A 13,152-nucleotide genomic window follows, 5' to 3' on the forward strand; every position below is an offset into this window, starting at 1 on the left:
CAACAAATTAGATTATCAACCTCCTTCTTGCTATTAAACCGATAGGCACAGCCAGACCGCAGAGAAAAAATCCGGTGCTATACTTAGTTCCGTAATTACCTGGGACATAAACATCAAGAGGATATGAGATTATGAGTACCGCTAAACTGGTGAAAACGAAAGCGTCTAATCTGCTTTATACCCGTAACGATGTATCGGATAGCGACAAAAAAGCGACCATTGAGTTGCTGAATCGCCAGGTGATCCAGTTCATCGATCTTTCGCTGATCACCAAACAGGCCCACTGGAATATGCGCGGTGCAAACTTTATTGCCGTCCATGAAATGCTGGATGGCTTCCGCACAGCACTGGTGACACACCTCGATACGATGGCTGAACGTGCCGTTCAACTGGGTGGTGTCGCGCTTGGGACCACGCAGGTGATCAACAGCAAAACGCCGCTGAAAAGCTACCCGCTGGATATCCACACCGTTCAGGATCACCTGAAAGAGCTGGCGGACCGCTACGCGATTGTGGCCAATGACGTGCGCAAAGCGATTAGCGAAGCCAAAGATGAAGATACCGCAGACATCTTCACCGCCGCGTCCCGCGACCTGGATCAGTTCCTGTGGTTTATCGAATCTAACATCGAGTAATCCATAAGACTTTCCTGTCAAACCCTCGCCTCTGGTGAGGGTTTTGCACATTTATGGTGCACAGTTTTTGCCTGAGACGGTGCAAAAGTGAATAAATTGTAATAATCACCTCACACAACCGTTAATGGAAGATTGTTTTTTCGTCAGAATTTACGCTTAATATCTCCCCGTCAGTTGACCCAAACGAAGCGCACCAAAATGGTGCTCCATACTGGTGCAACACGACATCATTGCCACGCTTTTTGTGCAATGTATGATTTCATCCCCTTTGTAAAACAACAGCTTGTAAAGTTGGCACGATTTTTTCATTGTGCCAGTCGTTCTCGCAGGGGATCGCCCCGTGGATATAAAAGGAAATGCTATGAAGTCTGTATTAAAAGTTTCACTGGCTGCACTTACCCTGGCTTTTGCGGTGTCCTCTCAGGCTGCCGACAAACTGGTTGTGGCGACCGACACGGCGTTCGTTCCGTTTGAATTCAAACAGGGTGACAAATACGTTGGTTTTGATGTTGATCTGTGGGCCGCTATCGCCAAAGAACTCAAACTGGACTACACCCTGAAGCCGATGGACTTCAGCGGCATCATCCCGGCGCTGCAAACCAAAAACGTCGATCTGGCGCTGGCGGGCATCACCATTACCGAAGAACGTAAAAAAGCGATCGACTTCTCTGACGGCTACTACAAAAGCGGCCTGCTGGTGATGGTCAAAGCGGATAATAACGACGTAAAAAGCGTGAAAGACCTCGACGGTAAAGTGGTGGCAGTGAAGAGCGGCACCGGTTCCGTGGATTACGCGAAAGCGAACATCAAAACCAAAGACCTGCGCCAGTTCCCGAACATTGACAACGCGTATATGGAACTCGGCACTAACCGTGCTGACGCTGTTCTGCACGACACGCCGAACATCCTGTACTTCATTAAAACGGCTGGTAACGGCAAGTTCAAAGCCGTGGGCGACTCTCTGGAAGCTCAGCAGTACGGTATCGCGTTCCCGAAAGGCAGCGACGATCTGCGCACGAAAGTTAACGGCGCGCTGAAAACGCTGAAAGAGAACGGCACTTACAACGAAATCTATAAAAAATGGTTCGGTACTGAGCCTAAATAATTTTACCTGAATTCAGGTTTATAGCGCCCGGCGGCGCTCACGCTGGCCGGGCCTACATTTTTCGTTTTTCACCACGGTATACAGGAATACATCATGCAGTTTGACTGGAGCGCCATCTGGCCTGCCATTCCACTCTTGCTTGAAGGCGCTAAAATGACCCTGTGGATTTCGGTCCTGGGTCTGGTAGGTGGGTTGATTATCGGTCTTGTCGCCGGTTTCGCCCGCACCTACGGTGGCTGGATTGCAAACCACATCGCACTGGTTTTCATCGAAGTGATCCGCGGCACGCCGATTGTCGTGCAGGTCATGTTTATCTACTTCGCCCTGCCAATGGCCTTTACCGACCTGCGCATCGATCCGTTCAGCGCGGCCGTCGTGACCATTATGATCAACTCGGGCGCCTACATCGCGGAAATCACCCGCGGGGCGGTGCTGTCGATTCATAAAGGTTTCAGCGAAGCCGGTCTGGCATTAGGTCTTTCTCGTCGCGAAACGATCCGTCACGTTATTCTCCCGCTGGCGCTGCGCCGCATGCTGCCGCCGCTGGGTAACCAGTGGATCATCAGCATTAAAGATACATCGCTGTTCATCGTTATCGGCGTGGCCGAACTGACCCGTCAGGGCCAGGAAATTATTGCGGGCAACTTCCGCGCGCTGGAAATCTGGAGTGCGGTCGCCGTTGTTTATCTGATCATTACGCTGGTACTGAGCTTCGTTCTGCGCCGTCTTGAAAGAAGGATGAAAATCCTGTGATTGAATTTAAAAACGTCTCCAAGCACTTTGGCCCAACCCAGGTGCTGCACAATATCGCTCTGAATATCAAGCAGGGTGAAGTGGTGGTGATTATCGGGCCTTCCGGTTCCGGTAAATCGACCCTGCTGCGCTGCATCAACAAGCTGGAAGAGATCACCAGCGGCGATCTGATCGTTGACGGTCTGAAGGTAAACGACCCGAAAGTGGACGAGCGTCTGATTCGTCAGGAAGCGGGCATGGTGTTCCAGCAGTTCTACCTGTTCCCGCACCTGACGGCGCTGGAAAACGTGATGTTTGGCCCACTGCGCGTGCGCGGTGCCAACAAAGCGGCAGCGGAAGCGCTGGCAAAAGATCTGCTGGCGAAGGTTGGCCTGGCGGAGCGTGCGCACCACTACCCTTCCGAGCTCTCCGGTGGCCAGCAGCAGCGCGTGGCGATTGCCCGAGCGCTGGCGGTAAAACCGAAGATGATGCTGTTTGATGAGCCGACGTCCGCACTCGACCCGGAGCTGCGCCACGAGGTGCTGAAAGTCATGCAGGATCTGGCGGAAGAAGGGATGACGATGGTGATCGTGACCCACGAAATCGGCTTTGCTGAGAAAGTGGCTTCCCGCCTGATCTTTATTGATAAAGGCCGCATCGCCGAAGACGGTAACCCGCAGGAATTGATCGCGAATCCGCCTAGCCAGCGTCTGCAGGAGTTCCTGCAGCACGTCTCCTGATCCCTCGCTACATACCGAGCCGGGCTTGCCCGGCTTTTTTACGCCAGATTGTTCCCAAAAACTCCCCTCCGCCTCTCGCCCTCTATACTTATCATTTTGCACGATATTTTTGTCGGAGGACGCCGTGCCGTGGATCCTGCTGCTGTTGATAAGCCTGTTTAGTGCGCCATCGCTCGCCGTGGCAATCCCCGGCATCACCACCGGAGCAACTGCTACTCAGCAAAATACGCCGCCTCCGGAGCCGGATGCAGAACAAAAAAAAGCGGCCTATAGCGCACTTGCCGACGTCCTTGAGAATGACACCTCCCGGCAGGAGCTGATCGATCAGTTGAGGAAGGTGGCCGCCACGCCGCCTCAGGATCCGGTTCCGACCATTACGCCACCGCAGGTCGAAGAGGAAAAGACGGTACTGGAAAACGTCACCGACATCAGCCGCCGCTACGGGGAAGCCCTGTCGTCGCGTTTTGCCCAGCTCTATCGAAATCTTGTTGGCACCTCGCATAAACCTTTTAATCCCCACACCTTCACCGCAGCCGCCACGCAGTTTGCGATTCTGGCGGGTGCCGTATTCATTTTTTACTGGCTGCTGCGCCTGTGCGCCTGGCCGCTGTACCGGAAGATGGGCCACTGGGGACGGAAAAAAAATCAGCATAAAAGCAGCTGGCTGCACCTCCCGGCCATGATTACCGGAGCGTTTATCATCGATTTACTGCTGCTGGCCCTGACGCTGTTTGTCGGTCAGGTGCTGGCGGACCGCCTCAATACGGGCAACAAAACCATTGCCTTCCAGCAGGCGCTCTTCCTGAATGCGTTTGCGCTCATCGAATTTTTTAAAGCGGTGCTGCGCGTCATCTTTTGCCCGCGCGTGCCTGAACTTCGCCCTTTCAATATCAACGACGATAGCGCGAAATACTGGGCCGTGCGGCTAAGCGTGCTCAGCGGGCTGATAGGATACGGCCTGCTGGTAGCCGTGCCGATTATCTCCAACCAGGTTAACGTGCAGTTTGGCGCGCTGGCGAACGTGCTGATTATGCTCTGTATAACCGTCTGGTCTCTGTACCTTATCTTTCACAATAAAAGGGCGATCACCGAGAGTCTGCTGCATCTGGCCGACCGTTCCCTCTCTTTCTTTAGCCTGTTTATCCGCGCCTTCGCACTGGTGTGGCACTGGCTGGCAAGCGCGTATTTTATTGTGCTGTGCTTCTTCTCGCTGTTCGACCCGGGAAACAGCCTGAAATTTATGATGGGGGCGACGTTTAAAAGCCTGGCGATTATCGGCATCGCGGCGTTTGTGTCCGGGCTGCTGTCCCGCTGGATCTCGAAAACCATCACCCTGTCGCCGCAGGTGCAGCGTAATTACCCGGAACTGCAAAAACGGGTGAACGGCTGGATGTCGGTATCGCTTAAGGTGGCGCGCATTCTGACCGTCTGCGTGGCCATCATGCTGCTGCTGAACGCGTGGAGCCTGTTTGATTTCTGGAACTGGCTGCATAACGGCGCAGGCGAGAAGACCGTCGATATTTTAATTCGTATCGCGCTGATTCTGTTCTTCTCCGCCGTCGGCTGGACGCTGCTGGCGAGCCTTATCGAGAACCGTCTGGTATCGGATATTCACGGCAGACCGCTCCCCAGCGCCCGCGCGCGCACGCTGTTGACCCTGTTCCGCAATGCGCTGGCGGTGATCATCAGCACCATCACCATCATGATTGTGCTATCAGAAATCGGCGTGAATATCGCCCCGCTGCTGGCGGGTGCAGGCGCGCTGGGGCTGGCGATCTCCTTCGGCTCGCAAACGCTGGTGAAGGATATTATTACCGGCATCTTTATCCAGTTTGAGAACGGGATGAACACAGGGGATCTGGTGACCATCGGGCCGCTGACCGGTACCGTGGAGCGGATGTCGATTCGCTCGGTAGGCGTGCGTCAGGATACCGGGGCATATCACATCATTCCCTGGTCATCGATCACTACCTTCGCCAACTTTGTGCGCGGCATTGGCTCCGTTGTGGCCAACTACGATGTGGATCGTCATGAAGATGCCGACAAAGCGAAGCAGGCGCTGCGGGATGCGGTCAGTGAACTGATGGAAATGGAGGATATTCGCGGGCTGGTGATTGGCGAGCCGTCGTTTGCCGGCATCGTTGGGCTGACCAACACGGCGTTCACCCTGCGCGTGTCGTTCACCACCCAGCCGCTGAAGCAGTGGACGGTGCGCTTTGCCCTCGACAGCATGGTAAAAAAGCACTTCGATCTGGCGAACGTGCGAACGCCGGTGCAGACGTATCAGGTATTGTCGCCGCCCGCCTCGCCGCTCCCTCCGCAGGAGCCGACGCTGTAACCGAGCCGGGTGGCGGCTTTGCCCTACCCGGCCTACGGCGGGATACTATTTGCGACGTTTGTTATCGTCCATAAACGACCAGGCGATAAAGCGGCTCTGCTTCTGGCCCTGCGCCATCTCTTTTTTCACCACTTTTACGGCACCCGCTTCGCTCAGCGCGCGGTAGAGCGGCGGCAGGTTATCCCCACGGGAAACCAGCGTCGTGAACCACTTCACCTGACGGCCAAACTGTTGGCTTTCCGCAATCATGCGCAGGATGAAGGCAACTTCACCGCCCTCGCACCACAGCTCCTGCTGCTGCCCGCCGAAGTTCAGCGCGGCGTCTTCCGCCTGACCGAGGTTGCGGCGTTTACGCTCGCTGCCCGCGCGAGCCGCTGCCGCCGAATCATGAAACGGCGGGTTGCACATCGTAGCGTCATAGCTTTCGTTTTTATGAATTATGCCGTTGAAGATGGAAGCCGCCTCTTTCTGACGACGCAGACGAATGGAACGGCTCAGGCCAGGGTTCGCGCTGATAATCGCCTGCGCGCTGGCAAAGGCCTCGGCGCCGATTTCGCTCCCGGTAAAGCGCCAGTGATATTCATGTACGCCAATCAGCGGGTAAATCAGGTTTGCCCCGGTGCCTATATCCAGGATGGAAGCCTGCTGCGGTACAGCGCCGTCACGATCTTCGGCAAGCAGATCGGCAAGGTGATGAACGTAATCAGCACGGCCCGGCACAGGGGGGCAGAGAAAGCCTTCCGGAATATCCCAGTGAGCCACACCGTAAAAATGCGCCAGCAGGGCTTTGTTCAGCGTTTTCACCGCCTGCGGATCGGCAAAGTTGACGGTCGGCTCACCCGCTGGGGTTTGGACAATATAGTCCTGCAGCGCAGGGCAGCTCTGGCACAGGGCGTTCATGTCGTAGCGGCTGCGGTGGCGATTTCGTGGGTGCAATCCCGGCTTTTGGGAAGTCATGGCGTTCTCCTTTAAACAGCGGGGTAAGATACCCTGTGCTGGCCCAGCGGTAAATCTTTCTCTGCGGCGCTTAAAAAAACACCGTAAATCAAACACCTCTACGTCTATGATCTGTCAGCGAATTGTCAGTTTTTATCGTTCAAAAAATAAGCAGATCATCATCAAATATTTGCGCTAAGTCACACTCGTCAGGCTTCTAAACTTAAAGGGAATCACCTGTTGTTTCCTCATGAGGATGTGATTATGAAAAAGTACCTGACCCTTGCTGTTATCGCCGGCGCCCTGGCAACGGCTTCATTTTCTGCGATGGCCGTTCAGTCACTGAATGAAAGTACCGATACTAGCCAACTACGTCCGGCGGGCACCGTCTCGGTAAGTCGCGCAAGTAACCTGGACGATCTGCAGAATAAACTGGCCGAAAAAGCCCGCCAGGAAGGTGCGAAAGGCTTTGTCGTGAACTCCGCTGGCGGAGATAACCATATGTACGGCACAGCAACCATCTATAAATAATTTTTTTCCTCCACAACAAGACTGCATCTGCCCGCCGGATGCAGTTCATTTCCGCTTTATCTTGATTGTTCATTTTTTAACCCCATATTAAAAGCAGGGTATAAACCGATTTCAGGAGGATGCCATGGCTTCCGGTTGGGCGAATGACGACGCCGTTAACGAACAGATCAACAGTACCATTGAAGATGCGGTTGCGCGCGCTCGCGGTGAGATTCCGCGCGGCGAAAGTTTGAAGGAGTGCGAAGAATGCGGAGAGCCGATCCCGGAGGCGCGGCGTAAAGCCATTCCAGGCGTAAGGTTATGCATTACCTGCCAGCAGGATAAAGATTCAAAAAATGCCTCACATTCAGGTTATAATCGCAGAGGATCGAAAGATAGCCAGTTACGCTGACTCTCCTTTACCTAAGTTAACCCTGCCTGCACTTACCTTTACGCTCACGGTTTTTAGCGAACCGCGTAGCAAAATGTGCCCTTCATCTTTCTTCTGTAAAGCGCATCCACAAGAAGTGTAAAGCGCTGGTTTGAATTTATTAATATTCAATAAGTTATTTGTCATTCAATTTTTTTGACTGACCACGTCAATTCTCTTCGATTTTATCCCTCAGGAAAAAACGTGATACTTATCACATCGACGGAACATCGTCCCCTTAACAGAAAACACCTGCGAGAGATTAATTATGAAAACCATCAAATATGCTGTAGCTGCTGTTGCCCTGTCCGCTCTGTCTTTCGGCGCATTCGCCGTAGAGCCTGTTTCATCCACTCAGGCCCAGAGCATGAATAAAATCGGTGTGGTAAGTGCAGAAGGCGCGACCACGCTGGACGGCCTGGAAGCCAAGCTGGCTGAGAAAGCCGCTGCTGCCGGTGCAAGCGGATACACCATCACCTCCGCTAACACCAATAACAAGCTGAGCGGTACTGCGGTTATCTACAAATAATCGCCTGAAATGAATGCTGTACCCTCGCCAAACCCTCTGGTGAGCTGCTCCAACCCTCATTGACCCTGTTGTTTGTTACCCTTGCTTGCCCGTCCGCCACTGGACGGGCTTTTTTTTGCTTAAAACGACTGTGCCACCCGCTGTAACCCCGCTTCCACCGTCTCTACCTCCCCTGTCGCCAGCAAGCAGCAGGCCATTTGCAATTTGATCGACTGTGGGACCGGCACATTTCCGGCCAGGCACTGCGTAATCCAGTGCGCGGTAACCTGCGGATCTTTTGACTCCGGCAGAATCACATCGCTGTTTTCTTCCCCGCGTTCAAGCACAACGCGCGTACCGGCAGAATCGATCAGCATCAGCTGTGGGCAACGCTGCGGATTGGCGTACACCTCCCCTTCTGTTCCGTGCATCAGCAGTGCGCGTCCACCGATTTCGGCAAAGAACTGACCGACGCGCGTCACGTACTCCGGATGAGAAACACTGGAAAGGCGCAGCGCGGCATCCTCAGCAAACGGCGTTGCCAGCTTCGCCAGGGTGTGCGCACTGTTACGCACGCCCATGCGCCAGCGCATGTCCAGCTGCTTTTCCAAAGGCGGGCAGAGCGCACGAACGGGAATATAGACCGGCTGGTTCCCCTCCAGCTTTGCCTGCGCCTGGCCGGCATGGAGAGTCGGTTCAATGCCCAGCAGTTCAAAGATGGTTTCTGTCAGTACGCGCGTGGGATCTTCGCTGACCCCATGAACCACCACCGGGAACCCCAGCTTATGTAACAATATCGCCAGCAGCGGCGTCAGGTTTGCCTGCTTGCGCGCCCCGTTATAGCTCGGGATCACAATCGGCATCGGTTTTGCCACCGGCGGTGTTAAGCGCAGCGTTTGCGCCTGCATCGCCTCGTAGAAACCACGCATCTCCGCTTCGCCTTCGCCTTTGATACGTAGCGCAATCAGGATGCCGCCCATTTCCAGGTCCGGTACCTCGCCGTTGAGCATACGGGTGTAAAGCGCGCGAGCGGTTTCATGGTCCAGGTCGCGGGCGTGGTTTTTCCCACGTCCTACCTCTTTGATAATTTTGCGATAATCCACGACATTCCTCCTGATAGCCTATCTTGTTAACACTATAGCCCTGATGAATGGCTATCCGTTAGTTTTTTATCCCTTAAGACAACCTTCTGTTTTAATAGAAAAAAATAAACACAAGCTTTTTTTCAATTATTTGTGATTTCTATAGCAGATTCGTATTCATACATTTTTTGATTAAATAACAAGCGGAAAGTCATTAAGGGTCAACGGTGAAAACGTCCAGGCAACGCTCTCACCCGAAACATATCAGGATTTGCTATGAACAAGGTTGCTTTAGGTTTAATCATCGCCGCAGCGGTGGGATGTTCTGCATCCACGTTTGCGGCAACGAACGGTGAAGGGCAAATAAACTTCACCGGCGAAATTATCGATTCTGCTTGTCAGGTCGTAAATGGATTAAGTAATCCATTAAATGTACAGCTGGGGAAAGTGTCTAAAACGGTATTTACCGGTGCAGGCTCTACCAGCACCTTAACGAAGTTTGATATTCAGTTAACGAATTGTCCTGACACGGTCACCTCCGCCGCCATTAACTTTGGCGGAACACCGGATGCGAATAACAATTCAACGCTTGCCTTAACGCCAGATACCGATGCGGCGACAGGGGTGGCGATTCAGCTGGTGGATGCCTCGCAGCAGCCTGTCAGCCTGTATACGCCGTCTCAGCAGTATCAGTTAACCTCCGGCACGGCAGTTAACGATCTGGAGTTCGGCGCACGCTATATCCAAACCGGCCCGGCAATTACCGCAGGCCCTGCTAACTCCGTTTCAACCTTCACCGTTATTTATAACTGATCTTATCAATCCGGGGATATTAATGCTTTCGCGAGCATTAATATCTTCTCTATTCATTGAGAAATCTTTATGCGCCACGGTTATTTACTGAGCACACTTTTACTGGTAGCAACTGCTTCACATGCTGGGGTCATTATTAACGGCACCCGACTGGTCTATCAGGGAGATAAAAAGGAATCTTCTCTTGGTCTTTCAAATCCAGATGCGACGGATTATCTGGTGCAGTCCTGGGTTGATTCCGGCGGTAAAAACCTGGCCAAAGCCCCGTTCCTGATCACCCCGCCGCTTTTCCGTCTGGATGCGCACGAAGATAACGTTCTGCGCGTGGTGCGTACGGGCGGAAATTTACCGGAAGACAGGGAATCCCTGTACTGGTTGAACATTAAAGCAATCCCTTCCTCAAAACACGTTGAGGGGGTAAATACGCTGCAAATCGCCATTAATACTCGAATCAAATTACTGTATCGCCCGTCTACGGTAAAAGGCAGACCAGAAGATGTGGCGGATAAACTTGAATGGCGCCGTGAAGGGAACGATCTGGTGGTGAATAACCCCACGCCGTTCTATATGAATTTCCAGACCGTTACGCTGAATGGTCATAAAGTCGCGAAAGCCACCTGGGCTGTTCCGAAAACGGAAACGCATTTTGCCTTACCGGGTAATGTCGGGGGTGCGGACGTGACGTATTCCATTATTACCGACTACGGCAGCATCAGCCATACCTGGTCGAAATCCGTTCATTAATTTTTTTCCCGGTAATAAAATAATTATGTACAGCCATAAAAAGCCGTTCACCTGCCGATTGTCTTCATTGCTGGTCATTCTCTGTGGCCTGGCAATGGCGATCTTTGCGCAGCAGGTTATGGCTGATGATTATTTTAACCCTGCCCTGCTGGATATTGATAATCCCCAGCAGGGTAAAACCGATTTGTCCATCTATGAAAAAGGACCAGGTCAGGCGCCGGGGAAATATGAGGTCGCGGTATTTATCAATAATAATAAAATTGATACCCGCAACGTGACCTTTACGCTTCAGAAAGATTCGCAGGGCAACAGCACGCTGCAGCCTTGCTTTAGCCTTGAGGAATTAAAAAGCCTCGGCATCAAAACCAAAAAATTTCCGCAGCTGATGGCCAAAGGCCAGTGTGCTGATTTACATGTCATTCCTTCGGCATCCGCCACCTTTCGCGTTCGCAACCAGCAGCTGCTGATGAGCATCCCTCAAACGGCGCTGGGCCAGGTGCCTCGCGGTTACATTGACCCGAAAGAGTTTGACGAAGGGATCACTGCGGGCCTGCTTAATTACAGCGCCAATGCCAGCCACAGCCGCGCACGACAGCACGGTGAAGAGGACAACAGCAGCCAGTACGTAAACCTGCGCCCAGGCCTGAACGTTGGCGCATGGCGCATTCGCAACTATTCCACCTGGAATCGCAGCACCACGGGCCATGAGGAGGAGCAGAAATTCACCTCCGTTTATACCTATGCGCAACGCGATATTGTGGCAATGAAAAGCGACATCACCGTCGGCCAGAGTTCGTCCCCTGCCGACGTGTTTGACAGCGTTCCCTACACCGGGGTGGAGCTGAAATCCGACAGCGACATGCTGCCGGACAGCGAGAAAGGCTACGCGCCGATTATCCGCGGCACGGCCCACAGCAACGCGCTGGTGGTGGTTCGCCAGAACGGCTACGTCATTTATCAGAACACGGTCGCGCCGGGCGCGTTCGAAATTAACGATCTCTACCCCACCGGCAGCAGCGGCGACCTGCAGGTTACCGTGAAAGAGACCGACGGCAGCGAAAGCCATTTTGTCGTGCCGTTTGCCTCCGTGCCGGTCTTGCAGCGTGAAAAAAACCTGCGCTACAGCGTGACCGCCGGGCGTTATCGTTCCTATGACAACGATGTCGAAAAGACTCCGTTTGCCCAGGGCAGCGCCATCTACGGTTTACCCTACGGTATCACCGCCTACGGCGGCGTTCAGCAGAGCAGCCATTATCAGTCTCAGGCGGTGGGCGTCGGGAAAAACATGGGCGATTTAGGCGCCTTCTCCATTGACGTCACTCGCGCCAAAGCCCTGCTGAAAAAACAGCAGGCCAGCAAAGGCCAGTCGTGGCGCGTGCGCTACAGCAAAGATATCGCCCAGTCAGGCACCAACTTCTCACTGGCCGGCTACCGCTATAACAGCAAAGGGTTTTACACCCTGGAAGACACCATGGAGTCGTATACCCGCTCTGACGACTGGTCTGAACCGCAGCAGCGCCGCGCCCGTACCGAAGCCACCGTCGACCAGACGCTGCCGGAAGGCTGGGGTTCCGTAACCCTGAGCCTGGTGAAAGAGACCTACTGGACCCAGAGCCAGGACATGACATCGGTGAGCGTCAGCTACAACAACAGCTGGCACGGCATGAGCTACAGCCTCAGCTATAGCATGAACAAAAACACCCGCGACAGCGACGAAGACGGCAATGAGGTGACGAACGACAACCAGTTCGCGCTGAGCGTCTCGGTGCCGCTGGACCACTGGATGCATAACACCTGGGCCACCTACAACCTGAACAACACCAAAGATGGCACCACGCAGAATATCGGTCTGAACGGCACGGCGCTGAAAGAAGATAACCTCAACTGGAATATTCAGGAGGGGGTGAGCAGTACCGGCAGCGGCAACTCCACCAGCCTCAACGCCGATTACAAAGCAACGTACGGCGAACTGAGCGGCGGCGTCAGCCAGGACAAATATCAGCAGACCGTGAACGTTGGCCTGCAGGGCGGCGTGGTTGCCCATGCGAACGGCATCACCCTGAGCCAGCCGCTCGGTGAGACCATCGCGCTGGTGAAGGCGCCGGGCACGCACGGAACGCACATCACTAACCAGACCGGCGTTGAAACCGACTTCCGCGGCTACACCGTCGTCCCGTTTGTGACCGCGTATCGCCACAACACCATTGCGCTGGATACCGAAACGCTGCCGGACAATGCCGACGTCACCCACGCCGCTCAGGTCGTCACCCCAACTCGCGGGGCCGTGGTGCGCGCCAGCTTTAACACCCGCGTGGGCAACCGCGTGCTGATGACGCTGACGCACAACGGCAAACCGCTGCCGTTCGGCGCGACGGTTACCACCGAGGATAAGGACAGCGAGTTTATTGTGGGTAATGACGGCCAGACCTATCTTTCGGGTCTGCCGCAGCAGGGGCATCTCGCCGTTTCCTGGGGACAGGACGCGAGCGAGCACTGCATCGCTGACTATGCGCTAACGGATGAGAAAGAGAAAACCAGCATCATTAACGCTGCCGCGCAGTGTCACTGATTCACCGTAC

Annotated in this window: 13 protein-coding genes; 11 read left to right on the forward strand and 2 right to left on the reverse strand. The window is 54.1% G+C overall.

The features are described from left to right. Positions 1-131: 131 nt before the first annotated feature. The 5 genes from dps to ybiO all read left to right on the forward strand — a co-directional run bounded on the left by dps (position 132) and on the right by ybiO (position 5,550). Positions 132-635 carry a DNA starvation/stationary phase protection protein Dps gene (gene dps, locus IM291_RS03695; RefSeq protein WP_008501171.1) on the forward strand — a complete coding sequence of 168 codons (504 nt, stop codon included), beginning with the start codon at positions 132-134 and terminating at the stop codon, positions 633-635. Between the two features lie 361 nt (positions 636-996). After that, entirely contained in the window at positions 997-1,740 is a 744-nt protein-coding gene (glnH, locus tag IM291_RS03700; protein ID WP_014831177.1) for a glutamine ABC transporter substrate-binding protein GlnH, read from the forward strand. A gap of 93 nt (positions 1,741-1,833) precedes the next feature. Further along, positions 1,834-2,493 (forward strand): glutamine ABC transporter permease GlnP, encoded by a 660-nt coding sequence (glnP, locus tag IM291_RS03705; protein WP_003858462.1) that lies wholly within the window; start codon positions 1,834-1,836, stop codon positions 2,491-2,493. Next, positions 2,490-3,212 carry a glutamine ABC transporter ATP-binding protein GlnQ gene (glnQ, locus tag IM291_RS03710; RefSeq protein ID WP_192986184.1) on the forward strand — a complete coding sequence of 241 codons (723 nt, stop codon included), beginning with the start codon at positions 2,490-2,492 and terminating at the stop codon, positions 3,210-3,212. The genes glnP and glnQ overlap by 4 nt, the downstream gene beginning before the upstream one ends. Before the next feature lie 124 nt (positions 3,213-3,336). Then, a complete protein-coding gene (ybiO, locus tag IM291_RS03715; RefSeq protein WP_192986377.1) occupies positions 3,337-5,550 on the forward strand; it encodes a mechanosensitive channel protein in 2,214 nt (737 codons plus the stop codon). A gap of 45 nt (positions 5,551-5,595) precedes the next feature. Here ybiO and rlmF read toward each other — a convergent pair whose 3' ends face one another. Next, positions 5,596-6,507 (reverse strand): 23S rRNA (adenine(1618)-N(6))-methyltransferase RlmF, encoded by a 912-nt coding sequence (rlmF, locus tag IM291_RS03720; RefSeq protein ID WP_041910718.1) that lies wholly within the window; start codon positions 6,505-6,507, stop codon positions 5,596-5,598. Between the two features lie 243 nt (positions 6,508-6,750). Between rlmF and mcbA the strand changes: the two genes are divergently transcribed. The 3 genes from mcbA to ybiJ all read left to right on the forward strand — a co-directional run bounded on the left by mcbA (position 6,751) and on the right by ybiJ (position 7,955). Beyond that, positions 6,751-7,017 (forward strand): DUF1471 family periplasmic protein McbA, encoded by a 267-nt coding sequence (gene mcbA, locus IM291_RS03725; RefSeq protein WP_028012443.1) that lies wholly within the window; start codon positions 6,751-6,753, stop codon positions 7,015-7,017. 124 nt (positions 7,018-7,141) lie between these two features. Beyond that, a complete protein-coding gene (locus IM291_RS03730; protein ID WP_028012442.1) occupies positions 7,142-7,408 on the forward strand; it encodes a DksA/TraR family C4-type zinc finger protein in 267 nt (88 codons plus the stop codon). 286 nt (positions 7,409-7,694) lie between these two features. Continuing rightward, a complete protein-coding gene (gene ybiJ, locus IM291_RS03735; protein ID WP_014883102.1) occupies positions 7,695-7,955 on the forward strand; it encodes a DUF1471 family protein YbiJ in 261 nt (86 codons plus the stop codon). A 119-nt stretch (positions 7,956-8,074) separates the two neighbouring features. Here ybiJ and ybiB read toward each other — a convergent pair whose 3' ends face one another. Next, positions 8,075-9,037 carry a DNA-binding protein YbiB gene (gene ybiB, locus IM291_RS03740; protein WP_048999192.1) on the reverse strand — a complete coding sequence of 321 codons (963 nt, stop codon included), beginning with the start codon at positions 9,035-9,037 and terminating at the stop codon, positions 8,075-8,077. A gap of 255 nt (positions 9,038-9,292) precedes the next feature. Between ybiB and IM291_RS03745 the strand changes: the two genes are divergently transcribed. The 3 genes from IM291_RS03745 to IM291_RS03755 all read left to right on the forward strand — a co-directional run bounded on the left by IM291_RS03745 (position 9,293) and on the right by IM291_RS03755 (position 13,142). Beyond that, positions 9,293-9,829, forward strand: coding sequence for a fimbrial protein (locus IM291_RS03745; protein ID WP_028012440.1), 537 nt, complete (start codon positions 9,293-9,295; stop codon positions 9,827-9,829). Positions 9,830-9,898: 69 nt separating this feature from the next. Continuing rightward, a complete protein-coding gene (locus IM291_RS03750) occupies positions 9,899-10,573 on the forward strand; it encodes a molecular chaperone (RefSeq protein WP_048999193.1) in 675 nt (224 codons plus the stop codon). A gap of 25 nt (positions 10,574-10,598) precedes the next feature. Beyond that, positions 10,599-13,142, forward strand: a complete 2,544-nt coding sequence (locus tag IM291_RS03755) for a fimbria/pilus outer membrane usher protein (RefSeq protein WP_192986185.1) — start codon at positions 10,599-10,601, stop codon at positions 13,140-13,142. Positions 13,143-13,152: the final 10 nt, after the last annotated feature.

The sequence above is a fragment of the Enterobacter cloacae complex sp. P27C genome, assembly GCF_014895705.1.
Lineage (GTDB): Bacteria > Pseudomonadota > Gammaproteobacteria > Enterobacterales > Enterobacteriaceae > Enterobacter > Enterobacter bugandensis.